Here is a 22,065-nt window from a genome sequence, read left to right on the forward strand (position 1 = left end):
GTACTATTTTATAATAAATCATTTTTCAAGTCAAACCTTAATTACAATAGAATTTTCTTTAAAAATTGTCCTGTATATGATTTTTCTATATCGGCAATCTCCTCAGGTCTACCTGTGGCAATTATTGTTCCGCCATTATTTCCTCCTTCAGGTCCAATATCGATAATATGATCTGCCGTCTTTATAACATCAAGATTATGTTCAATCACAACTACGGTATTTCCTCTGTTCACAAGTTCATTTAAAACTTTTAATAATTTTCTTATATCTTCACTATGAAGACCTGTTGTAGGCTCATCCAATATATATATTGTTCTTCCTGTAGCTTTCTTTGAAAGTTCCGTTGCAAGTTTAATTCTCTGTGCTTCTCCTCCGGAAAGTTGTGTTGACGGCTGTCCCAATTTAATGTAAGACAATCCGACATCTCTTAGTGTTTCAATTTTCCTTAAAACTCTCGGATGATTTTCAAAATATACAAGTGCCTCTTCAACAGTCATATCAAGTATATCTGAAATATTCTTATCCCTATATTTAACTTGTAACGTTTCTCTATTATATCTCTTTCCCTTACATACTTCGCACGGAACATATACATCAGGTAAAAAATGCATTTCAACCTTTATTATTCCATCGCCCTTACAAGCTTCACATCTTCCGCCTTTAACATTAAAGGAGAACCTGCCTTTTTTATACCCTCTAATCTTCGATTCATTTGTCATTGTAAATATATCTCTTATTAAATCAAATGCTCCTGTGTAAGTTGCAGGATTAGATCTTGGAGTTCTTCCTATTGGACTCTGATCTATATTTACAACTTTATCCAGATTTTCAATTCCTTCAATTTTTGTATGCTTACCCGGCTTAACTCTTGATCCGTTTAAATTTTGTGTAAGTGATTTATATAGTATTTCATTTATGAGAGAACTCTTTCCGCTCCCTGATACTCCTGTTACTGCAACAAACTGACCAAGCGGAATTTCAACATTTATATTTTTAAGATTATTTTCTCTTGCTCCATAAATTTTTATACTTTTTCCGGTATAAGGGCGTCTTTGCTCAGGTAATTCTATTTTCTTACGTCCTGAAAGATATGCCCCTGTTATGGATTCTTCAACTTGCATTATCTCATCGGCACTTCCCTGTGCAACAATTCTTCCTCCGTCTCTTCCCGCCAAAGGTCCTATATCTACAATTTGATCCGCCATTCGCATTGTGTCCTCATCATGTTCGACAACTATAAGTGTATTTCCTATATCAGTTAAATTTCTAAGAGCCTTTAAAAGTTTTTCGTTATCTCGTTGATGAAGTCCTATACTCGGTTCATCTAAAACATATATAACTCCGACAAGCTGTGAGCCAATTTGAGTTGCAAGCCTTATTCTCTGTGCTTCTCCTCCCGAAAGAGTCCCCGCCATTCTTGAAAGTGTAAGATATTCAAGTCCAACATTTTGTAAAAATGATAATCTTGCCTTTATTTCTTTTAAAATTTGATTGGCTATTATGGATTCTTTTTCTGTAAGCTTTAATTCTTCAAAAAATTTAACAGCATCAGACACAGAAAGTTCCGTAAGCTCAAATATATTAAGCCCATTTACTTTTACCGACAACGATGACTCTTTAAGTCTTGCTCCATGGCAATGCGGACATGGTTCTTCATTCATAAACTCTTCTATTTTACCTATTATAAAATCTGAAGAAGTTTCCATGTATCTTCTTTTTAAATTTTTAAGTATTCCTTCAAAATTTCCCCTGTATGTTTTTGCTCCTGAAAAATGTGAATCAAAATCAAATTCTATTTCTCTTTCAGTTCCATATAGAAGCGCATTCATAAATTCTTCAGGTGCTTCTTTTATCGGTTTACTTGTGCTGAAATTAAATTCCTTGGCAAGTTGTTTAACCATTTCCGTATAGTAAGTTCCTTCTGCTCCGGAATAACAAACTATAGCTCCTTCATCTATTGAAAGTTCTCTATTCGGAATCACAAGTTCCGGATCTACTTCCTTTGAAAATCCTATACCCTTACATGTCTCACAAGCTCCTATCGGAGAGTTGAACGAAAATGAACGCGGAGATATTTCCTCAATTACAATTCCACAGTCCGGACAGGCCAGCTTTGAAGAAAATGTAATTTTTTCTCCTCCAACCACATCAATGTTTACCATACCTTCAGATAATCCAAGTGCAAGTTCGATAGAATCCACAAGTCTTGATTCGACTCCATCTTTTATGACAATTCTATCTACAACTATTTCAATATCATGCACCTTATTTTTTTCCAGTTCTATATCCTCTTCAGATATGTCCTTAATTTCTCCATCGACTATAACTCTTATAAATCCGTCTTTTTTAATATTTTCAAGAGTTCTCTTATGAGTCCCCTTCCTCCTTCTAACTACCGGAGCCAATACCTGAATTTTGGTTCTATCTTCAAGAGTCATTGCCCTGTCTACCATTTGATCCACTGTAAAAGAACTTATTTCTTTACCGCATTTAGGACAATACGGATGTCCTACTCTTGCATATAAAAGTCTGAAATAATCATAAATTTCAGTTACGGTTCCCACTGTTGAACGCGGATTTTTACTTGTAGTTTTTTGATCTATGGATATTGACGGACTCATTCCCTCAATATAATCAACTTCCGGCTTATCCATTTGTCCTAAAAATTGTCTTGCATAAGATGACAAACTCTCTACATATCTTCTTTGTCCCTCCGCATAAATTGTATCAAATGCTAACGAACTTTTCCCTGAACCTGATAGACCTGTAAAAACTATAAATTTATTTCTTGGAATTGTTAAATCAACATTTTTTAAATTATGCTGATGTGCTCCTTTAATTACAATATTCTCTTCTGACAAAATTTCACCCTCAATTATCTTTCATCTTTTCCATTTCAGCTCTAAGCTCAGTTATTTTATCTCTTATTTCTGCAGCTCTTTCAAAATCAAGCTGTTCTGCAGATTTATACATTTCATTCTTAAGAGCATCTATCATTGCTAAAATTTCTTTATCACTAAATTCATTAATGCTACTATAGCTTTCAACTCCCTCAGCCGCAACAGTAGCTTCTATTACTTCTCTTATTCCCTTTTCAACTGATTTTGGAATAATTCCGTTTTCCTCATTATATTTATCTTGAATAAACCTTCTTCTATTTGTTTCATCAATAGTATATTTCATTGACTTTGTTTCAAAATCAGCATACATTATTACTTTACCGTCTACATTCCTCGCAGCACGTCCTGCAGTTTGGATAAGCGAAGTTTCCGAACGAAGAAACCCTTCTTTATCCGCATCAAGTATTGCAACAAGTGATACCTCCGGTAAATCTAAACCTTCCCTCAAAAGATTTATTCCCACAAGTACATCATATTTACCTAACCTTAAATCTCTAATGATTTCCATCCTTTCAATAGTATCAACATCAGAATGCATATAAGTAACTTTCATACCTATTTTTTTAAAATGATCAGTTAAATCTTCTGCCATTTTTTTAGTAAGTGTTGTAATTAAAACTCTTTCACCGCGTTCTTTTACATTCTCTATTTCATTTATTAAATCATCTATTTGATACTTTGTAGGTCTTACTTCTATAACAGGATCCAAAAGTCCGGTAGGTCTAATTATCTGCTCAACTTTATTCTGTTCATGCTCTTTTTCATATGGACCCGGCGTTGCAGATACATATATACACTGATTCATTATGCTTTCAAATTCTTCAAACTTAAGCGGTCTGTTATCAAGAGCAGATGGAAGTCTGAATCCGTAATCCACAAGCGTCTGCTTTCTTGAACGGTCTCCGTTATACATTGCCCTTATCTGAGGAACAGTTGCATGCGATTCATCTATTATAGTCAAAAAATCCTTAGGAAAATAATCTATCAAAGTATAGGGTCTTGAACCAGCCTCTCTTGCTGAAAGATGTCTGGAATAATTTTCTATTCCACTGCAAAAACCCATTTCGGAAAGCATTTCTATATCATATCTTGTTCTCTGTTCAATTCTTTGTGCTTCAAGTAACTTTTCCTGATCTTTAAGTTCCTTAACTCTTTCATTCAGCTCTTCTTCAATTGTAACAATGGCTCGCTTAACCTTTTGCTCCGTTGTCGCAAAGTGAGATGCCGGATAAATTGCAACATGTTTTCTATATCCAAGAACTTCCCCTGTAAGTGCATTTATTTCAGAAATCCTATCAATTTCATCTCCAAAAAATTCAACTCTTATGGAATTTTCAGATGACCATGATGGAAATATCTCAAGTATATCTCCACGAACTCTAAATGTACCTCTTACAAAATTAAGATCATTTCTGACATACTGAATCTCTATAAGACGCTTCATAATTTCATTTCTATCTTTTTCCATTCCCGGTCTTAAGGATACAACAAGATTTTCATAATCTATCGGATCTCCAAGTCCATATATACAAGAAACTGATGCAACAATAATTACATCTCGCCTTTCAAACAAGCTCATTGTTGCAGAATGCCTTAGCTTATCAATCTCATCATTAATGGAAGAATCCTTTTCTATAAATGTATCAGTTTGAGGAACATATGCCTCCGGCTGATAATAATCATAGTAGGACACAAAATATTCAACCGCATTGTCGGGAAAAAACTCCTTAAATTCACTTGCAAGCTGATATGCAAGCGTCTTGTTATGTGCAATAACAAGAGTCGGTTTTTGAACTCTTTCTATAACATTTGCCATTGTAAAAGTCTTACCCGAGCCTGTAACACCGAGTAGAGTTTGATGCTTTAAATTTTTATTAATTCCATTTACAAGACCATCTATTGCCTGTGGCTGATCTCCGGTTGGAACATAGCTTGAATGTATTTTAAATTCCATTAATATCACCTTCTCATAATATACCCGAACAACTGTTTATTATAACATAAAATATCCAAATTAAATAGCTTAGCATATCTATATATCAATATTTACCTAAGCCTGTTTTTAATATATAATCTAACTATGAAAAATATAATAATTATGTCGCCTTCTAAAGAAATGATAGAACTTTCAAAAGACTTTAACATTTCATTAAAAGATGAAACCAAAACAATTTTAAATTCACTAAAAAAACTTAATATAGAGGAAATCGAAAAATATTTTAAAATAAGCACTGCGCTTGCAACGCTAAACTATAATAGATTTCATTCCATAGAAACATCTTGCGGAAATATAGCACTTAAAACATATAACGGCATTGCTTTTAAAAATATGAATTTAAAAAACTTTACCGATGAAGATTTTGAATTTGCATATAAAAATCTGATAATACTGTCCGCTCTATACGGCCCAATATTTTCAAAAGAAATTATATCACCTTACAGACTTGACTTTAACGTGCCGATAAAAATAGATAATTTGTCATTGAAAAATTTTTGGGAGAACTACTATGATAATTTCTTCAAAGACTACAGCATTTACAATCTTGCATCATATGAATTTTCATCTCTCATAAATAAAGAAATTTCAAATTTTATTGACATCGAATTTTTTGAAGACTTTGAAAAAAATAAACATGCACACTCCACAACTGTAAAAAAATTAAGAGGAGCTCTTGCAGCAGAAATTATTAAAAATAAATCATTTGAAAAAGAAATATTTAAAAATTTCAGTTACCTTGAATTTAGACTGTCGGAAGAATATTCAAATACAAACAGAATTGTATATGTAAAATCAAATTTATAGAAAAATAAAAATCTCCTTTAAGTAAAGGAGAAATTTTATTTTTTAAATATAAATAAATATTCATGTGCTATCAATAAAAAATTATATTTTATGTTATTAGTTTTCCAAAAACCTGTCGCTCTACAATTATGTTGTTCTTTTATTATAAGTTCTTTTAATTTAAAACCTGCTTTTTCAAAAATTTTCATAACTTCAAACGACATTGGAATCATATGCCCCTTTTATTCTATTTGCCAATATCTCACCTTCTTAATTTTGGGCATCAAAAAAGCACCTACCAATAGTAAGTGCTTAAAAGTTACATGATTATAAGTGTAAACCTGAAGTTTTACATTCCAAATGTTTTAGAAGATATGTTTAAACCAAGCATTTTACTGAATGCTAAACCAAATTTTACAAAATTATAAGACACAGATGTTATTATATTATCATCAATGATATAACCATCCACTACCGGATTTTGTAAATTGTCATTCCAGCCTACCATATTAGATAAATCAGTTTCATCAAAACCCTCTTCTAATAAATCTTCCTTATTTACTCCTGCCATAAAAGATTTTTCATTAAGCATTCCAGCTTTCAATAATAAAATTGGTGCGATAGAAATTGCTCCTATAATTTTACCATCAAAATTTTTAATAAACTCTATTATGCTTTCATCTTCAATTGTGTTTCTGATATCTGTTGCTCCTGTTAAAAGTAGACTATCAAATTCATCGATATTTAATTCATAAATAGTTTTTTCAGCCTGCATTATTAAGCCTTCTTCACTTTGGATAGGTTCTTTTGTTTTTGAAAATACAGTTATTTGTTTCCCACTTAGTGATAATGACTCAAGAGCTACACTAAACTCAAAGTTACAAAAGGAATCATATATTAAAACTGCTGTTTTTTTCATTTAATCTACCTCCAGACTATAAATGTTCTAATATTATATACCCATTTAAATAAGTAGTTAAAACCTATCAAAATCATTCTGAGTTGCTACTTTCTTGTATTTCCAATCATCATTATTCTTTTCTGTAAACATATCATTGGCAACATTAAAAAGTACAATACTTTATTTTATAGGGGTGTGCATAAAAGATAAACCTTAAAATGAACAATAAAAAAGACCTCTGTGCAATGGCCTGTATAAATCATATTTCGTTGAACGGCTTGAAATAGGCATATTTTAAACTGTTAATTTGTCTCATTTTAATAACTTGCATTCCTGCATATTTTGTAATGTTTCCATCAAACGGATAGTATAAACTTATATACTTTAAAAGCTGTCGTTTTTCTCCTTCCCATCTCAAAAACGGTCTTATCTCTTTTATATAACCCAAACTAATTATTACACATATATTGATTAACTCATAAAAAAATAAATCTACATTATGTAGATTTATATGTAGATTTATTTTTTTAGTATTTTATATAATACCCTTATAAGAATTATTGTTATTACAGTTTCTATGATTGCTTTTAGTGCTCTAATCGGCAGCATTGCCATAAATGCTTTTCCAAAAAGTTGAGATAACCAGTAGGTATTTAAACCTATATGAACTATTAGCATAACTATGACGCAACTTACTATAGTTGCAACATTTAATTTTTCGTCATTATCTTTCAACATCTTCATACAGATAAGTCCCGGAAGTAGTCCTGTTAATATTGAGCTTAATGTGAAACCCAAATGAGGGGTTCCCTGAGGATTAATCATTACTCCTATTGCATCTGTAACTAATCCGACTATTCCACCAACAACAGGTCCGTACAACATACCTGATAAAATTATAGGCATTGAACCTATGCCGACTCTCAATTGCGGTGTAACCATAACTGACAAAAATCTTGTTAAAACTATTGACAGTGCAACTAAAAATGCTGCTCTTACAATAACTTTCGTATTACTTTTTTTCATTAAAAAAAGCCCCTTTCAATTAATTCAAAGTAGAGGGCACGTTAAAATACAGCGGCCGCGATAAAGAATCATATAAATTCGTTTAAGAACAACAACCCATTTCTTAACACTTGACGCTCTTTATCTACTCTGTTAACATCATTATATAATTGCAGTGTATTAAACACAACAAAAAAATTTTAATAATTGAAAATAAAAGAGGTTTTTATGGATTACAAAAATTACTTGGATTGGATGCTAAATAGAGGCGATCCTCAAGGTGATTACACCTTGGATAATGTAAAAAAACTTTTAGAAGAACTTGGTTCCATTCAAAATAAAATCAAGATAATTCATGTTGCGGGCACTAACGGTAAAGGTTCTGTATGCAGTTATATTCAAAATACTTTATCCGGCTCAAATTTAAAATGCGGATTATTTATTTCTCCATATATTGATGACATAAGAGAAACTATTCAAATTAATGGAGAGTATATTTCAGAGAACGATTTTGTAAAGTGCATGGAAGTTATTTATCCTATAGTATTAAAATTAGACAGCGAAGGATACTATGCTACATCTTTTGAAATTTTCGTAGCGGTTGCATTTTTATATTTCTATGAAAATAAAGTAGATACAGCTGTTATGGAAGTCGGTATGGGCGGACGATTTGATGCCACAAATATCTTTGACACACCAATTGCAACAGTTATAACTTCTATTTCATTAGACCATATAAATATCTTAGGAAAAACTTTAAAAGAAATTGCTTGGCAAAAAGGTGGAATTATAAAAGATAATGTTCCGGTTTTTATTTATCCGCAAAAAGAAGAAGTTATGACAGAATTAATTAGAATAGCAAAAGAAAAAAATGCCCCGGTTCATACATTTAGCCTTGATGATGTAAAAGATATTTTTTCTACCGATAAATATAATGAATTCTCATTTAGAGAACATAAAAATATGAGAACATCTTTGCTTGGCAAACATCAAGTATATAATGCTTCTCTTGCAATAATGACCCTTGACTATTTAAAAAAATTTTTTTCTATTTCAGATGATAATCTAAGAAAATCAATATCAAGTGCAAAAAATATAGGAAGAATTGAAGTTATTAAGGAAAATCCTACTTTTGTCCTTGACGGAAGTCACAATGCAGAAAGCATAGATGCACTTATAGAAAATCTTAAAACTTTTTCTTATAATAAATTAATTTTAGGATTCAGTGTACTTGGTGATAAGGACATAGACTATATCCTAAAAAATTTAATTCCTCTTGCGAGCTCTGTTGTACTGACCACAATAGATAATCCAAGAGCTGCAGGACTTGAGTTTTTAAAGAGAGAGGTTTCAAAATACTCGAATGAAGTATATGCATTTGAAGACAGAAAAATTGCATTTGATAAAACTGTTTCTCTTGCAAATGAAGATGACATGATTCTGTGGTGCGGTTCTCTGTATTTAATAAAAGACATAAGAAAATTTATAATTTAAAAAATAATATTTCATACAAGTATAATTCTCGTTCAAAAGTAAAATCCCCACAATATGTGGGGATTTTTCAATATAAAAATTTTAATATCTTTTTATAGTCCTATTACTATGCCTCCATTATCTGCGTAACCCGAAGATAATCCTCTTGTATGAATTATAATTACATCTTTAATTTTATATAGCTCTCTCACTTTTTTTTCTAAGTCTTTTGCTTTTTCAAGTGCATCTACATGAGATATTACAAGAACTTTCTCCTCCAAATTAGAGGCTACATTTCCAATTGCATTTGCAAGTTTTGACAAACTCTTTTTAAATCCTCTGTTCATTTCAAAAAGACAAATGTCCCCATCATCGGTTGTCATTATAGGTCTTATATTTAAAATATTTGCAATTAGACCCGCAGTTTTCTTTATTCTTCCATTTTTAATCAGATTGTCCAAACTTTCAAGAATAAAAAATGTTTTATTGTTATCTACCTCAGTAGTTATTTTTTTAGTCTTTTCTTCAAATGAACTGGCCTCATTTATTATTTCCCACAATTTTAAAACTACCGATGTCTGACCGGCACTTGCAGATTTTGAATCTACTATAAAAACATTTTTATCAGGATGTTCAGAGACATAGTCATTTTTAGCAATAACGGCACTGTTATATGAACCTGAAACTTTTGACGAAATCGTAACTACAAATATATTTTTTTCTTCACACTTATTCAGCTTTTCCAAATAGTCATAAGGAGATGGACATGATGTTCTTATAGGATTGTTGCTTTTAATCATTGAATCTAAAAATTCGTCTAAGTTTATATTTTCATCATCTACAAATTCTACATCGTCCACTGTTATCTTAAACGGAACAGATAAAATATTCATTTCCCTTTCCATTTCCTCTGTTATATCACAACCCGTATCAACTACTATTCTATAATCCATATTTTCTCCTTTAACTCAATCTATTTTCTATATATTTTGCAAGTTCACCTGCATATTTTTTTAAGACGTCTTCGTCTTCTCCTTCAATCATTACCCTGACTAAACTTTCGGTTCCGGAAGGCCTTATTACAACTCTGCCCTTGCCTTTAAATTCACTTTCGATTGCATATACCTTTGCTCTTATGTCTTCAAATTCCATATATTTATTTTTTAAATCATTTCTTACCTTGGCATTTACTAAAACCTGAGGGTAACTTGTCATAAGTTCATTTAACTCAGATAAAGGCTTGTTTAATTTTCCCATAACTTCCAATATGTGAAGTCCTGTTGCAAGTCCGTCACCGGTTGTATTATAGTCTAAAAATATTATGTGCCCCGATTGTTCTCCACCTATAACAAAATTTCCCCTGCGCATTTCCTCAAGTACATATCTATCGCCAACCTGTGTATAAACCAAATCAGCTCCTATTTCTGAAAGATATCTCTTTAATCCAATATTTGCCATTATAGTTCCGACAACCGTATTATTTAAAAGCCTATTTTCTTTTTTAAGATAAGTTGCGCAAATTGCAAGTATATGATCTCCATCAACTATATTTCCTTTTTCATCTACCGCAATAATTCTATCAGCATCTCCATCAAAACTCATGCCGATATCTGCACCTGTTTGTATTACAAGTTCTTTTATAAGGTTCGGATTTGTTGAACCGCAGCTTAAATTTATATTCTCTCCGTTTGGAGTATTATTTATCACATATACCTCAGCACCAAGTCTTCTCAAAACATGCTCTGCTATTTCACTTAACGCACCATTGCCCGTATCTATTGCTATTTTTTTACCCGTTAAATCAACATTTGAAATAGATACAAGGTAATCTTCATACTCCTTTTTTAAATTTAAACTGTATGTTACTGTGCCGACATCCCCATATGTTGCATTCTTGTAAATTTTAGTATCTGAAAATATTAACTCTTCTATTTGATTTTCAACAGCATCAGGGAGCTTATACCCTTCGCTTGAAAAGAATTTTATTCCATTGTATTCAAACGGATTATGTGATGCGGAAATAACAACTCCCGCCAAATAATCACCTTTTCTTGTAAGATATGCAACAGCAGGTGTCGGTATCACTCCTGCAAGCTCAACATCAAGACCTATTGACATAATCCCCGATATAAGTGCACTCTCAAGTAAATTCCCGGAAAGTCTCGTATCTCTGCCAACTAATATTTTACCTTTAGTATCCTTAGAAAGGATATATCCTGCAGCTCTTCCTACATTATATGCAAGTTCAGGTGTGAGTTCTAAATTTGCAACTCCTCTTATTCCATCAGTACCAAATAATTTTCCCAATTTTATCTCCCATATTTTTCTATTATTATTTTTTCTAATTCTTCTCTGTTATTTAAACTTGGATCATCTAAAACAACTTCTGTTATATATTCCAATATTTCTCCTATTATTTTACCCTCTTTAAAGCCTAATGTCATTATATCTCTACCATTAACAGCTAAAAATTTTTCTTTGGATGTACTCTCTTTTAAAAGTTCAGTAATTCTGTTTTTTCTATCAAGTAAAAATTTTGTATCCCTATTTGTCATAGTACAAAATCTATCTGCAATCATAAGTTCATAAAGCTCCAATATATTTTCTGCTCCAACTTTTCTAATCTGCCTACGCAGAGCTTTATCTGTCATATTATCATGAACCTTCATGTGATACAAAATTAAAGTGGATACTTTTTTTATAGTGCTGTTGCTATATCTGTTTTCTCTTAAAATTTCCTCAGCCATTTTTGCTCCAAGTTCCGCATGTCCATAAAAATGTCCTATTCCATTTTTATCTACACTAAGTGTACTTGGTTTTGCTATATCATGAAATAATGCCGCAAGTCTAAGTTCAAAATTCTTTGGAACATTATCTACAACACATAACAAATGTTCAAAAAGCGTTTTATTATGATAAGGAGTTTTTTGATTATATCCTACAGTATTATAAAGTTTAGGATAAATTATATCAAGCACTTTTGTATCCGCCATAAGTTTAAGAGATTTTGACGGCATTTCACTAAGTAAAATCTTATTAAATTCAGATGCTATTCTCTCTTTTGAAATATTACTCAGCAAAGATCTATTTTTGATAATCGCATCTTTTAAATCACAATCAAGTTTAAAATCAAGTGTGCCTGCAAACCTGATTGCTCTTAAAATTCTAAGTGCATCTTCACAAATTCTATCATCTGCATTTCCTACCGTTCTTATTACTCTTGATTTTATATCACTGATTCCTGAATATAAATCTATAATATTCCCATTTCCATCCATCGCCATTGCATTTATTGTAAAATCTCTACGTTTTAAATCTTCTTCTATATTCTCGGTAAAAAATACTTCTGTGGGATATCTGTGATTTTCATAAACGCCTTCTTTTCTAAAAGTAGTAAGTTCTACAATATAGTCTTTATACTTTATGGTTATAGTCCCATACTTCTTACCAGTAGAATAAAACAAATAATCCTCAAAAATTTCCTCTATCTCATATGGCTTTGCATCAGTCGCAATATCAAAATCAAATGGAGTTCGATCCAATAGCATATCTCTAAGAGAACCTCCCACTATATATCCAAGATGCCCTCTCATATTTAATATATTCAATATTTCTAAAATTTCCGTTGGCATAGTATCACCCTATAGTCCAAATTATACCATACTGCATTATCTTGCTCTAACCAATTATTAATCTTTTAAATAATTTAATTAACTTTTCTATAATTTTCACATAATAAATCTATTTTAACAAGACATTTTATATAAATGTGTTATAATTATAATCAAATAGGAGGTCAATATGAACAAAAAATTTTTATTAATAATTATTTTATGCTTTAGTATTTTGCTGATTGGTTGCGGCAAAAATAAAAATACGGAAGTGGAAAAGCCGGAAACAAAAATTCAAACAAATAAATCTGCAAATGATAAAAATACCGATGTCTCTAATGAACAAAAAAGTAAAAATGTAGAAGATGCAGATTCAGAAAACACTGACATTTTAGATGAACCTGTAGAAAACGAAACTCAAATCACAGGTCAAAATGTAAAGTTAAGCAGAGAAGTACTTAAAAATCTAATGGACAATTCGGACTATATTTCAAGAGTAAGAATTCAAGTAGGACAGGATAACACTACAGATGTAAGCTTCTTGGAAGATTACAAAGGTGATCTGTCAAGTGTAGTTATAGAACTTCCGAAAAATCTTCTACAAAATAGAGAATATATAATTTTTTATAGAGACAATGTAAACGGAAAAATTGAACCTGTAAGAGGAGCAGAATCATTTATTGAAGTTCAAAGCGGAAACGATGCAACATTAAATTACATTGAATCAATTTATCAAAAAAATGATATGCCCACTGTGAAAAATAATACTTCCTCTAACAGATAAATTACACAAAAATTAAAGGAGAAATTATGAAAAAATTTATAAATCTATTATTTGTCATTTTAATTCTAATAATCGGTACAAATGTATATGCAGCTAAACCTATTAAAATAGAATTAGACGGCAAAGAAATAAAGACAGATGTAATGCCATATATAAAAAACAGCCGTACCTTAGTTCCTCTTAGATTTATCTCTGAAGCACTAAATTACAAAGTGGATTGGAATGCAGAAAAAAGAGAAGTTACTGTTTCAAATAATATGACAACTATTGTGCTTACTATTGACAAAACAGAAGTACTCGTAAATGGAACTGCAAAAGAAAATGATGTTGCGCCGGAAATTACAAAGGACAGAACTTTCGTCCCGATAAGATTTATAGCTGAAAATCTCGGTGTTACAGTAGATTGGGATAAAGACAATTATATTGTAAAGCTTTCTTCAACTGATAAATACAAAAACTTGTCAGCAGATGAAAAAGAATATATTTCAAAAATAACTTCACTTTCTACAAAACTACAAACTAATTTTAACGAACTTAAAAAATACTACTTTGAGGATGCAGGCAAATATACTCCTCAAGAAATTGCAGTTAAGTATAACAGTTTAAAATCAGAAATCGAAAATTTAGCAGCAGAAATAAACTCCTTAAATGCTCCTAAAAAATTTACAAATTCTGACAGATTTTTAAAAGAAGCCGCAATACTTACTAAAGACATGGTAAATGAATTTACATCTGCATTATCTGACGGTAATAGCGACTCCGCCAAAAAAGTAATCAGCATTCAAACTAAACTTGCAATTAAACTTGCAGAGATTAAAAAGGCATTGGAAGCTGAATTGGAAGGAAAAATATATGAACCTGACAAAGATATAAAATCATTTAATGAAACTTCAAACTTGCTTGAAGACCAAACTATAAAAAATTTATTAAATAAAATATAGATTACCTATTAAGGAGATGTGCATGAACAATTCAGTTGAAAATGTAAAATTAATTAAAGAAAGTATTTTGACAGTTGCCTATGATCTATTTTCAAAAAACGGATATACTAAAACAAATATAAATGAAATTGCTGCTATATGCGGTATTTCAAGAACTCCAATTTACTATCATTTTGGAAATAAAGAAAACTTACACAGAGCTGCACTTAAAATGCTCCTTAAAAAATATGATAAAAGAGTTGACATAGCTCTGTACAATAAATCTTCCATTGAAAATAGGATTGTTAAAATAATGGATCTTATATTCTTACACAATAAAGAACTTTTTCATTGGCAACAAGATATAATAAAATATGGTCCTAAGGAATCATATAATGAGTATGTAGACTTTTTAAAAAGACAAGCCGAAAAAATAAAAAGCTCTATTGAAATTGAAAGGGCAAATGAACGAAAAAAACATGAAATGAATTCGGATGCTCTTTTAAAACTATTCCAGCTTCTATTCAACGGATTATTGCTTACTCTTCAAAATAATGTATTTGAATTTAACAAATCCGAATATGATGATGCAATTCTAATGTTTGTAAAATTAATAAACAGCTCTGTAAAATAACAGAGCTGTTTATTTTATTAGTTCATATTTTTTCTTGCTTGAGATAACATTAACTTAATTCGGTTAAATTGATTTACTTCTGATGCCGAAGCATCAAAATCTATCGGAACAATATTTGAATTAGGATATGTTTCTCTCACAGCCTTTATAACACCCTTGCCTGTTATATGATTAGGTAAACAGCCAAACGGTTGAACACATACTATATTCTCTACTCCCATCTCAATTAACTCAACCATTTCTCCTGTCAAAAGCCATCCTTCTCCATATTGATTTCCAAGATCAACATATTCTCTTGCATATTCCATAATCTCTTCGATTTTCTTGGGACAATCAAAACGTGATTGTGCAAGTCTGTCTCTTATAACTTCCCTATATCTTTCAATAAACCATATCCCCATATTACAAAAAATTGATGAAAGTATCGATTTAGAAAGTTCTTCATGCTTAATCTGTGCATTTTTGAATGAATACATTATAAAATCCGTTAAATCAGGAATCACAACCTCCGCTCCCTCAGCTTCAAGTTTATCTACAATATAATTATTTGCAGCCGGCAAATATTTTACAAGTATCTCTCCGACTATTCCAACTTTCGGTTTTTTAATATTGTTCACATCAAGACTTTCAAACTCAGAAATTATATCATGCACATTTTTCTCAAACTCTTTCATAGAAAAGCTGTTGTTTGGATCAGAACATATACTAATCCATTTTCTGCTTAATCGGTTTGCCGAGCCTTTAATTTTTTCATAAGGTCTTGTAGCTTGAGTCAGCCTCATAATTAAATCTGCATAGAGCATTGAAACTATTAACTTTTGTAAAATCCTTATACCTTTTTTCTTACCTATTTCAAAACCTGGATGAGATTCTATTCCCTGAAAAGAAAGTGCCAGCACGGGAATATTCCCATATCCTGCATCATTCAGCGCTTTTCTTATAAATCCCACATAATTTGACGCACGACATGCTCCCCCTGTTTGTGATATTAATAGTGTCAAATTGTCTGTATCATACTTGCCGCTCTTCAATGCATCTATAAACTGACCTACTACAAAAATCGACGGATAACAGGCATCATTGTTTACATACTTTAACCCCTCATTTACCACATGAAAATCTAAATCCTCAAGTACTTCTACATTATAACCTTCCGCCTGCATAACAGATGCAAAAACTTCAAAGTGAAGAGGTGCCATTTGAGGTAACAGTATAGTATGAGTTTTTGACATATCTTTAGTATACAGAACAGGCTTTTCATCAATGAGTATAGGTTTTTCAAAATTCTTTCTTTTTTCTGTCGCTTCAAGCAATGATCTTATCCTTATCTTTATCGCGCCAAGATTGTTTACTTCATCAATTTTTAATACGGTATAAATTTTATGATATCCTTTTAAAATTTCATTCACTTGATCCGTTGTAACTGCATCTATTCCACACCCAAAAGAATTTAATTGTATCATTTCAAGATTTTTATGAGTTCCGACAAATTTTGCAGCCCTATATAATCTCGAATGATAATTCCACTGATCAAGTACCCTAAGTCTTCCGTCTACATCCACAAGATTTGCTATGCTATCTTCCGATATTACAGCAAGTCCCAATGAATTAATTAGTTCCGGTATTCCATGATTTATTTCAGGATCTATATGATATGGTCTTCCGGCAAGAATTATTCCCTTAATATTTTTAAGTTTAATTTCTTCCATTGCCCTAATGCCTTCAGCATGTACATCCATCTTGTACCTGTCAGACTCACTATATGCCCTTTTAACCGCTTCCTTTATATCATGCAACGGTATTGCTACAAAAATTTCTGAAAGTCTATTTTCAAGTTTTTTACGATTGTCAAATGATATAAACGGATTTAAAAATTTTATATTTCTATCTCTCAAATTCTCTACATTATTTTTTATTACCTCACTATATCCTGCGACAACAGGACAATTTAAAGTATTATCTGCACTTTTATATTCCCTCTCTTCATAAAATACTGAAGGATAAAATATCATCTTAACATTCTTTGAAATTAAATTTTCTATATGTCCATGAACTATCTTAGCAGGATAGCATGCAGTTTCAGATGGTATTGATTCAATTCCGGATTCATAAATTTCTCTTGATGATTTATCCGAAAGTACAACTCTATATCCGAGGCTTGTAAAAAAGGTATGCCAAAACGGGAAATTTTCATACATATTTAAAACACGCGGTATACCTACCGTTCCTCTGTATGCCTCGTCTTCTCTTAAACTCTCATAACTGAACAATCTATTATATTTATATTTATATAAATTCGGAAGCTCATCTTCATCTCTTTTTATTATTCCTGCTCCTTTTTCACATCTGTTACCCGTTATATATCTCTTACCGTTTGAAAAAATGTTTACGGATAATCTACAGTTATTAGTGCACTGATGACAGTTGGTTGATATAGATTTATATGTGAATTTATCAAGTTCATCACTACTTATTATATTTGAAACCCCGGTTGACTTTTCCTTAGATATAAGAGCCATTCCAAGAGCTCCCATAAGACCTGCAATAGGTGACCTCGTTGCCTTTGTCCCGGTTATAATTTCAAATGCTCTTAAAACTGCATCACTTAAAAAGGTACCGCCTTGTACTACAATATTATTTCCAAGCTCTTTCGGATCTCTCACCTTAATTACTTTTTGAATTGCATTTTTTACTACCGAAAATGCAAGTCCTGCTGAAATATCCTCAATACTTGCTCCCTCTTTTTGAGCTTGTTTAACATTTGAATTCATAAATACTGTACATCTGCTCCCAAGGTCAACAGGTCTTCTTGATTTTAAAGCGGCATTTGAAAATTCACTTGGAGTCATATTTACAGTATGTGCAAAAGTTTCAAGAAAAGAACCGCAGCCTGAAGAGCATGCTTCATTTAAAAGAATAGATTCAATAATTCCATTTGAAATTTTCATACTTTTCATATCCTGACCGCCAATATCCAGTATGAAATCGACATTAGGATCAAAAAATTCCGCAGCTTTAAAATGTGCGATAGTTTCAACTTCTCCAAAATCCAAATTAAGTGCAGCCTTTAAAAAATCTTCTCCATATCCTGTGCACCCCGCTGAAGCTATATATGATTTTTCATTTTTTTCATCATATATTTTTTTCAACTGCTCAATAACTATTTCAAGTGGATTTCCTTTATTTGAACCGTAATGAGAATATAAAATTTCATTATTCTCAGAAATAAGTATCAGTTTTGAAGTAGTAGATCCCGAATCTATACCAAGATACATTTTTCCCTCATATTCTTTCAGTTCTGCTCTTGGTATATCTCTAGTCTTATGAGCTTCCCTAAACTCCAAAATCTCTTCATCATTTTTAAAGAGGGGCTCTAAAATAACCGAACTTTTTTCTTCAATTACATCATTAGAATTTACTTTGGAATATAGCTTTTTAAACGGAATGTCATCATCATTAAAACTTGAAATAGCCGCTCCAAGTGCGACAAATATCTGAGAATTATCCGGTGATATTATACAGTCATCTTTAAGTTCAAGAGTTTTTACAAACCTATCCTTGAGCATGGGTAAAAAATGTAAAGGTCCTCCTAAAAAGGCAACTTTACCCCTTATAGGTCTTCCACATGCAAGATTTGATATGGTTTGGTTTACAACTGATTGAAAAACCGATATAGCTATGTCGGATTTACTTGCACCTTGATTTATAAGAGCCTGTACATCCGTTTTTGCAAAAACTCCGCATCTTGATGCAATCGGATATAATTTACTATAATTGCCGGCAAGCTCATTAAGACCGGATGCATCAGTTTGAAGCAAGCTTGCCATCTGATCAATGAATGCACCTGTGCCTCCTGCACAAATTGAATTCATTCTCTGCTCGATACTTCCACGTAAATATGTTATCTTAGAATCTTCTCCGCCAAGTTCTATGGCAACATCAGTTTGAGGTATATATTTTTGAATCGCCTCAGTTCCTGCAACAACTTCTTGAATAAAATTTATGCCTAGTAATTTGTGAACTGACAAACCTCCCGATCCTGTAACTGAAACTGTAAGTATATCATCTTTAAACCTATCATAACACTCATTTATTACATCTCTTACAGTGTTTTTCACATCAGAAAAATGTCTTCTATACGTTGAATGTAAAATATTGTAATCATCATCTAAAATTACAAGCTTTACTGTTGTTGATCCAATATCAAGTCCCATGTGAATTTTCATTTTTTTGAAATGCTCCTTTCAACACAAGCATATACATATTCTAAATCTTAGATTACATAATAATACTAAAATATGATATTTGTATGAAATTTTTATTTCTTTAAAGTATTAAATGCTTTATTATTTTTTTTACATTATTAAATTTTATCTAAAAATAGTGACTACTCACAGAATAAGCAATCACTATAACTATTCTCTTGCAAAAATAATTCAAATATATAAAATTTTAACAGTGTTTACACAATTAACATTGTAAACGATTCTTATAATACAAACACTTTAACAAAAATTTCATATTTATCTAAATTATAATATTACAATTTTCATCATCTATATCATTAAATAATTTTTTTCAGATTTCATAATTATTTATTAAATATATAAAATAAATCTTAAATGCGCTTATAAATAAAAAAATGAAGCTTAAAGCTTCATTTTTTTATCTAATTAATCTTCCGGATTTGGTGCTCCTGTTGGGCAAACTGCTGCACAAGAACCACAATCAATACATTGATCCGCATTTATTGAATAGATATCTCCTTCAGAAATACAATCAACCGGACATTCAGGCTTGCATGCTCCACAAGCTATACAACTATCGTTAATTTGATATGCCATAATAGCACCCCCTAAATTTTATACCATTAAGAAATCTTATATCCCAATTAATTACAATCTCTTAATTATTAACTATATATTATCATATCCAAATAATTTTTTCAAATTTTTATTGTAGTTTTTTATAATTTTGATATTATATATCATTAATTTTTTCAAACTCTAAAATCCTTGTATTTACTCTGTTTAAACAAATTAGGTCATGCTAATATCAATATAACTATCTTAAAAATGTATATATATTTTTATAATTTATATATTTTTTAATTTCCAATAAAAAAGGATTAGAAATAATCTAATCCTCAAAACTTTAAATTACTCTGCGCTATATGGAAGTAAAGCAACTTGTCTTGCACGTTTAATAGCAGTTGTTATCGCTCTTTGGTGCTTAGCACTAAGCCCTGTAATTCTTCTTGGAAGAATCTTTCCTCTTTCACTTATATAATTTCTTAATAACGCTATATCTTTATAATCGATTTTTTTAGTCTTATCCTTTTCAAAGGGATCAACTTTTTTTCTTGGTCTAAATCTTCTTTGCATATTCTACCCTCCTTAAAATGGGATGTCATCATTGTCTATAGGAAAAAATCCATCTACATCATCCGATTCACTAACTGAACCAAAATTATTAGAAGGCTTGCTGAAATTATTAGAATAAGCTGAATTTACAGGTTGATTATTTGAAGCCGGTGCTTGATTAAACGCCGGTCTTTGCATTTGTTGCCCCTGTTGAACAGTATCTAAAAATTCCATAGTATCTACCATTACATCAGTAGTATAAACTGTATGACCATCTCTCTCATAGCTTCCTGTTTGAATACGTCCTTGTACCCCGATTCTTCTGCCTTTTTGTAAATAGTTAGCAATTAATTCCGCTGTTTTATTCCATGCAATGCAACTTACAAAATCAGCTGTTTGCTGATTATTTGATTCCGCCTCAATGCGTTTTTCTTTAGAAAGTCTTCTATCAACCGCCAAAGTAAATCTAACTACCGCCGCTCCATTTGGAGTATATCTAAGTTCCGGATCTCTTGTAAGTCTTCCTGTTAAACATACAATATTCATTTAATCACCTACTTATCAAGTCTGACAACCATGTGTCTCATAACTGAGTCAAGAATTTTTGAAACTCTGTCAAATTCTTTTACAGTTTCAGGTACTGCTTCAAATTCTACAAGATAGTAATAAGCTTCCTTATAGTATTCAATTTCATAAGCTAACTTTCTCATTCCCCATTCATCAACGTTAGAAACAGTTCCATTTTCTTCAATAATACCCTTAAGTCTTTCAAAGCTTGAAACTCTTTTTTCTTCCTCTACATCTGGGTAGAACATAACTATTGCTTCATATTTGTTCATTTTATTCACCTCCCTGTGGACTATCGGCTCATTTAAACATGAGCAAGGATTCAATATGAATCTAAAATATTATATATTAAACCTCAAAATACGTCAACTAAAAATTACTTTTTAGAAATTTTCTGATATAATCTATTATGTTACATAACAAAAAGGAGATATTTATGAAAAGACTTCTTATAATTTTTATACTTGCAATTACAGTAGCATGCAATAAAAATCCAAATACATACAACAATGAAACAGCAAAGCAAAAAATTTTAGAAAAAAATTATATCAAAAGTACAATTGACTATAATAAAAATGGAATAGATGATTATAGTGATATTTTGATTGGAGCAAAAAAAGATGCCGTAAACCATCCGGAATATGACGGTTCTTATGTAGACGGCGGATATCCACCTGATAATAAGGGAGTATGTACAGACCTTGTATGGAGAGCATTTAAAGAAGCCGGGTATAATTTAAAAGATATGATAGATGCCGATATATCAAGAGATAAATCATACTATCACATAGAAAAACCCGATCCCAATATTGATTTTAGAAGAGTACCCAACTTGGATAAATTTTTTAAAAAATATGCCGTATCTTTAACAACCGACATAAATGATTACGATGCATTTAATCCTGGGGACATAATAACATATCTTGACAAACCGCAACATATAGGTATCGTTTCAGATATCAAAAATAAAGACGGCAGAGCTTATCTAATTCACAATGCAGGCCAAAGCGAAAGAGAAAATGATAATTTAGACTTTGGAAAAATTTCGGGACATTATAGGTTTGATTCAAGCAAAATAAATCCTGAAATTTTAAAACCTTATAACTAAAAAATGGACATTCCCCA

General features: G+C 31.2%; 20 protein-coding genes and 1 riboswitch. Of the genes, 6 read left to right on the top strand and 14 right to left on the bottom strand.

Features of this window, described 5'->3' with window-relative positions; translation table 11 throughout:
* Window positions 1-41: 41 nt before the first annotated feature.
* Window positions 42-2,861 carry an excinuclease ABC subunit UvrA gene (gene uvrA / locus M915_RS04200; protein ID WP_036729611.1) on the bottom strand — a complete coding sequence of 940 codons (2,820 nt, stop codon included), beginning with the start codon at window positions 2,859-2,861 and terminating at the stop codon, window positions 42-44.
* Between the two features lie 10 nt (window positions 2,862-2,871).
* Entirely contained in the window at window positions 2,872-4,854 is a 1,983-nt protein-coding gene (gene uvrB, locus M915_RS04205) for an excinuclease ABC subunit UvrB (RefSeq protein WP_036729614.1), read from the bottom strand.
* 126 nt (window positions 4,855-4,980) lie between these two features.
* On the opposite strand from uvrB, the gene M915_RS04210 reads away from it, so the two are divergent.
* On the top strand, window positions 4,981-5,703 hold the full coding sequence (locus M915_RS04210) for a YaaA family protein (protein ID WP_081689738.1): 723 nt from the start codon (window positions 4,981-4,983) through the stop codon (window positions 5,701-5,703).
* Between the two features lie 35 nt (window positions 5,704-5,738).
* On the opposite strand, the gene M915_RS07415 is transcribed toward M915_RS04210, so the two are convergent.
* The 4 genes from M915_RS07415 to M915_RS04225 all read right to left on the bottom strand — a co-directional run bounded on the left by M915_RS07415 (window position 5,739) and on the right by M915_RS04225 (window position 7,609).
* Complete coding sequence (locus M915_RS07415) at window positions 5,739-5,915, bottom strand: DNA methylase (RefSeq protein ID WP_081689739.1); 177 nt, start codon at window positions 5,913-5,915, stop codon at window positions 5,739-5,741.
* Window positions 5,916-6,031: 116 nt separating this feature from the next.
* Window positions 6,032-6,601, bottom strand: a complete 570-nt coding sequence (locus tag M915_RS04215; protein ID WP_036729620.1) for a DJ-1/PfpI family protein — start codon at window positions 6,599-6,601, stop codon at window positions 6,032-6,034.
* Window positions 6,602-6,842: 241 nt separating this feature from the next.
* Complete coding sequence (locus tag M915_RS04220; RefSeq protein WP_036729623.1) at window positions 6,843-7,031, bottom strand: hypothetical protein; 189 nt, start codon at window positions 7,029-7,031, stop codon at window positions 6,843-6,845.
* A gap of 71 nt (window positions 7,032-7,102) precedes the next feature.
* Window positions 7,103-7,609, bottom strand: a complete 507-nt coding sequence (locus tag M915_RS04225) for a folate family ECF transporter S component (protein WP_036729626.1) — start codon at window positions 7,607-7,609, stop codon at window positions 7,103-7,105.
* Between the two features lie 47 nt (window positions 7,610-7,656).
* A riboswitch (THF riboswitch) is annotated at window positions 7,657-7,743 on the bottom strand.
* Between the two features lie 73 nt (window positions 7,744-7,816).
* Between M915_RS04225 and M915_RS04230 the strand changes: the two genes are divergently transcribed.
* Window positions 7,817-9,082, top strand: coding sequence for a bifunctional folylpolyglutamate synthase/dihydrofolate synthase (locus M915_RS04230; protein ID WP_036729628.1), 1,266 nt, complete (start codon window positions 7,817-7,819; stop codon window positions 9,080-9,082).
* Between the two features lie 92 nt (window positions 9,083-9,174).
* On the opposite strand, the gene M915_RS04235 is transcribed toward M915_RS04230, so the two are convergent.
* From M915_RS04235 to M915_RS04245, 3 genes are read right to left on the bottom strand one after another with little or no spacing between them, the layout of a single operon-like run.
* The gene (locus tag M915_RS04235) at window positions 9,175-10,014 is read right to left on the bottom strand and encodes a DegV family protein (protein ID WP_036729631.1); all 840 of its coding nucleotides are present in this window, start codon (window positions 10,012-10,014) and stop codon (window positions 9,175-9,177) included.
* Window positions 10,015-10,024: 10 nt separating this feature from the next.
* A complete protein-coding gene (gene glmM, locus M915_RS04240; RefSeq protein ID WP_036729634.1) occupies window positions 10,025-11,368 on the bottom strand; it encodes a phosphoglucosamine mutase in 1,344 nt (447 codons plus the stop codon).
* A gap of 2 nt (window positions 11,369-11,370) precedes the next feature.
* Window positions 11,371-12,693 (bottom strand): CCA tRNA nucleotidyltransferase, encoded by a 1,323-nt coding sequence (locus M915_RS04245; RefSeq protein WP_036729636.1) that lies wholly within the window; start codon window positions 12,691-12,693, stop codon window positions 11,371-11,373.
* A gap of 169 nt (window positions 12,694-12,862) precedes the next feature.
* Between M915_RS04245 and M915_RS07295 the strand changes: the two genes are divergently transcribed.
* Genes M915_RS07295 through M915_RS04260 form a run of 3 tightly spaced genes read left to right on the top strand, consistent with a single transcriptional unit; the run spans window position 12,863 to window position 15,010 of the window.
* A complete protein-coding gene (locus M915_RS07295; RefSeq protein ID WP_051259789.1) occupies window positions 12,863-13,456 on the top strand; it encodes a hypothetical protein in 594 nt (197 codons plus the stop codon).
* A gap of 26 nt (window positions 13,457-13,482) precedes the next feature.
* On the top strand, window positions 13,483-14,397 hold the full coding sequence (locus M915_RS04255) for a copper amine oxidase N-terminal domain-containing protein (RefSeq protein WP_036729639.1): 915 nt from the start codon (window positions 13,483-13,485) through the stop codon (window positions 14,395-14,397).
* 22 nt (window positions 14,398-14,419) lie between these two features.
* On the top strand, window positions 14,420-15,010 hold the full coding sequence (locus M915_RS04260) for a TetR/AcrR family transcriptional regulator (protein WP_036729642.1): 591 nt from the start codon (window positions 14,420-14,422) through the stop codon (window positions 15,008-15,010).
* Between the two features lie 17 nt (window positions 15,011-15,027).
* On the opposite strand, the gene M915_RS04265 is transcribed toward M915_RS04260, so the two are convergent.
* From M915_RS04265 to rpsF, 5 genes are all read right to left on the bottom strand, one after another.
* Window positions 15,028-19,236 carry a 2-hydroxyacyl-CoA dehydratase gene (locus tag M915_RS04265; protein WP_036729644.1) on the bottom strand — a complete coding sequence of 1,403 codons (4,209 nt, stop codon included), beginning with the start codon at window positions 19,234-19,236 and terminating at the stop codon, window positions 15,028-15,030.
* Between the two features lie 447 nt (window positions 19,237-19,683).
* Complete coding sequence (locus M915_RS04270; RefSeq protein WP_009221816.1) at window positions 19,684-19,854, bottom strand: DUF362 domain-containing protein; 171 nt, start codon at window positions 19,852-19,854, stop codon at window positions 19,684-19,686.
* 315 nt (window positions 19,855-20,169) lie between these two features.
* Window positions 20,170-20,394 (bottom strand): 30S ribosomal protein S18, encoded by a 225-nt coding sequence (gene rpsR / locus M915_RS04275; protein ID WP_009221815.1) that lies wholly within the window; start codon window positions 20,392-20,394, stop codon window positions 20,170-20,172.
* 12 nt (window positions 20,395-20,406) lie between these two features.
* Complete coding sequence (locus M915_RS04280) at window positions 20,407-20,919, bottom strand: single-stranded DNA-binding protein (protein WP_036729647.1); 513 nt, start codon at window positions 20,917-20,919, stop codon at window positions 20,407-20,409.
* 8 nt (window positions 20,920-20,927) lie between these two features.
* The gene (gene rpsF / locus M915_RS04285; protein WP_036729650.1) at window positions 20,928-21,212 is read right to left on the bottom strand and encodes a 30S ribosomal protein S6; all 285 of its coding nucleotides are present in this window, start codon (window positions 21,210-21,212) and stop codon (window positions 20,928-20,930) included.
* A 164-nt stretch (window positions 21,213-21,376) separates the two neighbouring features.
* On the opposite strand from rpsF, the gene M915_RS04290 reads away from it, so the two are divergent.
* The gene (locus tag M915_RS04290; RefSeq protein WP_051259790.1) at window positions 21,377-22,048 is read left to right on the top strand and encodes a DUF1287 domain-containing protein; all 672 of its coding nucleotides are present in this window, start codon (window positions 21,377-21,379) and stop codon (window positions 22,046-22,048) included.
* Window positions 22,049-22,065 lie beyond the last annotated feature (17 nt).

The sequence above is a fragment of the Peptoniphilus mikwangii genome (assembly GCF_000468535.1).
Classification (GTDB): Bacteria; Bacillota; Clostridia; order Tissierellales; family Peptoniphilaceae; genus Anaerosphaera; species Anaerosphaera mikwangii.